This is a genomic window from Saccharopolyspora sp. 6M, assembly GCF_020176775.1.
GTDB classification, from domain to species: domain Bacteria; phylum Actinomycetota; class Actinomycetes; order Mycobacteriales; family Pseudonocardiaceae; genus Saccharopolyspora_C; species Saccharopolyspora_C gregorii.
In genome coordinates this window covers 1-3,275 of record NZ_JAIUJZ010000327.1, presented here as the reverse complement: position 1 = coordinate 3,275, position 3,275 = coordinate 1, and the positions used below count along the sequence as shown (strand labels likewise).

3 protein-coding genes are annotated in these 3,275 nt (G+C 71.7%); all 3 read right to left on the bottom strand.

Going from position 1 to position 3,275, the window contains the following annotated elements:
- Nucleotides 1-755: aspartate/glutamate racemase family protein (locus LCD31_RS28545; protein WP_224963260.1), on the bottom strand; the 755-nt coding region annotated here is incomplete at its 3' end.
- 155 nt (nucleotides 756-910) lie between these two features.
- Nucleotides 911-2,398, bottom strand: coding sequence for an NCS1 family nucleobase:cation symporter-1 (locus LCD31_RS28540; protein WP_224963258.1), 1,488 nt, complete (start codon nucleotides 2,396-2,398; stop codon nucleotides 911-913).
- A gap of 206 nt (nucleotides 2,399-2,604) precedes the next feature.
- Nucleotides 2,605-3,252, bottom strand: a complete 648-nt coding sequence (locus LCD31_RS28535; protein WP_224963256.1) for a GntR family transcriptional regulator — start codon at nucleotides 3,250-3,252, stop codon at nucleotides 2,605-2,607.
- Nucleotides 3,253-3,275 lie beyond the last annotated feature (23 nt).

Genomic DNA, 3,275 nt, shown 5'->3' with positions numbered 1-3,275 from the left:
GGCCACGTCCTCCGCGCCGCGCGGGCGGGAGGCGAGGAAGTCGCGGTAGTGCTCGCCGTGCGGGCTGGGTGCGGCGTCGCCCAGCCCCCCACCTTCGAGGTGCTGAGGCCCTGCCGCACCAGCAGTTCCGCGAGCCCGACCGCCGCGGGGACGCCGTCGACGACGGGTACGCCCGCGGCGTCGCGCACCTGTTCGGCGAGGCCCGCCATGCCCGCGCAGCCGAGGCAGACCACCTCGGCGCCGTCTTCGCGGACGGCGCGCACGGCTTCGGCGGCGAGCCGGTCCCTGGCGCGTTCCGGATCGGCCTCCAGTTCCAGCACGGCCATCCCGGTGGCGCGCACCGAGGCGCACCGCGAGCCCAGCCCGGTCAGCGCGAGCCGGTCGGTGATCTGGCCGGTGGTGCGCGTCAGCGAGGTGACGACGGAGAACCGGCGGCCGAGCAGGCTCGCGGTGTGCGCGGCGGCTTCGGTGATGTCCACGACGGGCACGTCGAACAGCTCCGCGAGCCCTTCCTTGCCGTGCTCGCCGAACCCGGCCAGCACCACCGCGTCGAAGGGTTCGGGCACGGCCCGCACCCGGTCCATCACGGCGACCGCGGCCAGGTAGCTCTCGAAGTTCCCCTCCACCGAGGGCGGGCCGAAGCGCGGGGTGACGGCGAGGACCTCGGTGCCGGGTGCGGCGATCGCGACGGCCTGCGCCCGGATCACCTCGGTCACGGCTTCGGTGGTGTTGACGTTGGCAACGACGATCCGCACGTGCTCTCCTTCGCTGCTTGTCCTGGGACTCGGTTTGCGGGGCGCTGGGGTGGCGGAACCTCGGCGGTTCCGCTGCTCAGGTGGTCGGCAGCTCAGCGGCTTCGCCGCTGACGGGAAGAAGACACCGCCCGCCCCCGCGGCACGGGTGGCTGCGGTCAGTGGATTCCTTCTGCGGTGGTGTTCCGCGCGAGGTGGTCTCCTGGGACGTCGGTGAAGTCGCGGCCGCGGTCGGCGATCAGGTGGTAGAGCCCGCCGCCGAGCAGCGCGCTGATGAACCAGGAGAACGAGGACAGCACCGCGAACGCGGGCACCACGGCGAGCGCGATGCCGACCGCCGAGGCGGGCAGCAGCGCGGCGACGGCCCGCGGGTTCACGCCCCGCCGGTAGGCGTACTCGCCGGCGGGATCCTCGGTGTAGAGGTCGGGCACGTTGATCCGGCCGCGCCGCAGCAGCCAGTAGTCCACGATGATCACGCCGAACAGCGGCCCGAGCACCGCGCCGAGCCCGCCGAGGAAGTACTCCACGGTGGCGGGGCTGCCGTAGAGGTTCCACGGCAGCACCACCACGGCGAGCACCGCGCTGATCAGCCCGCCGCGCCGGAAGCCGATGTGCTTCGGCGCGAGGTTGGCGAGGTCGTAGGCGGGCGAGACGAAGTTCGCGACGATGTTCACGCCGATGGTCGCGAGCGCGAACAGCAGCGCGCCGACGACGAGCACGAAGGTGTTCGGCACCTTCGCGATGATCTCCGCCGGGTCGGTGATGATCTCGCCGAACAGGGTGTGCGTCCCGGCGGTGACGATGATGGACACCATCGCGAAGGCGGTGAAGTTCACCGGCAGGCCCCAGAAGTTCCCGCGCACGACCGATTTCCGGTCCGGCGCGAACCGGGAGAAGTCGCAGAAGTTGAGCATCAGCGTGCCGTAGATGGCGATGGTGAGCCCGGCCGCGCCGAGCACTTCCCACCACATCGCGGTGCCGCTGAGCGCGTTCGGCGGGTTCCAGGAGATCCGCCCGCCCGCGAGGACCAGCACCCAGATCGCCATCGCGAGCATCACGACCCACACGATCGGCCCGGCCCAGTCCTGGAACCGGCGGATGATCTCCATGCCGAAGCTGAGGATCACCAGCTGCACCGCCCACAGCGCGAGGAAGCAGATCCAGCCGAGGCTGGAGAGCCCGAGGATCGAGTCCTGCGCGTAGGGGGTGAGCGCGGGTTCGATGCGCAGCACCAGCACGACGACGGCGAGCGAGGCCAGGTAGGTCTGGATGCCGTACCAGGCGATGGCGACGACGGCGCGGATCAGCGCGGGCAGCTGCGCGCCGTGCACGCCGAAGGAGATCCGCGCCATCACGGGGAACGGGACGCCGGTGCGCTGCCCCATGCGGCCCATCAGGTTCATGCCCCAGAACACGACGAGGATGCCGAGCAGCAGCGCGATCAGCGACGGCAGCGCGCCGAGCCCGAGGGCGAACAGGCCGGCGGCGAAGGTGTAGTTGCCGATGTTGTGCACGTCGTTCATCCACAGCGCGAAGATGCTGTAGGTCTTCCAGCGGCGTTGTGCGGGCGGGGCCAGATCGGCGTTGTAGAGCCGGGGGCTGGGGGCTCCCGGCGTGGTGGCGGCTTCGGCACGATCCGGGGACATGGCCGCTCCGGTTCCACATAGCGGAAGTATACTTAGACGTATACGGAAAAGTAGGCCGGTTCCCGCCCCCGGTCAACCACCACGTCCCCGAGATGAGCCCCACCAGACCGGGCACACGCGGGCCACCCCGTGGAAGCAACTCAGGTGAGCGGCCCGCTCACCGCGCCGGGATCGGCGGGCGGGCCACTCACCTGGACGAGAAGAGCTCAGAAGAGCATCTTGTCGAGGACCATCGTTCTGCTGGCCCGAACATGTCCGAGCGCGAGCTCGGCGGCCCGGTCGCCGTCACCGCCGGCGATGGCGGCGTGCAGCTCGTCGTGCTCCCGGCACACCCGCTCCGGCTCCAGGTTGAGCCGGAACAGCCAGGCGAGCCTGCCGTGCAGCGGCTCCAGCACCGAGGCGAGCAGCGCGTTCCCGGACAGCGCCACGATCCGGTCGTGGAACTCGGTGTTGGCCGCGGACATCGCGTCCACGTCCCCGCCCGCCCACGCCCGCCGGGCGCGTTCGGCGAGCACGCCGAGCCGTTCGGCGTCGTCCGCGGAGGCGCGGGACGCGGCTAGCCGGGCGGCGAGCGCTTCGAGGGCTTCGCGGACGTCGAACAGCTCCTCGACCTGCGCGCGGTCGAGGCTGCGCACGAACACGCCGCGCCGGTTCGGCGCCACGTCCACGAGCCCTTCGCTCTGCAACATGCGGATCGCTTCGCGCACCGGCACCCGGGAGACGCCGAACTCGGCGGCGATCTCCTGCTCGTAGAGCCGGTCGCCGGGCCGGAGGCGGCCGTCGCTGATGCGGTCCTGCAACGCCCGCCGCACCTGCTCGCGCAGCGGCGTCCGGCCGTTCACGGCATCCGCCACCGGCGCACCCCTCCCCCGAGTTC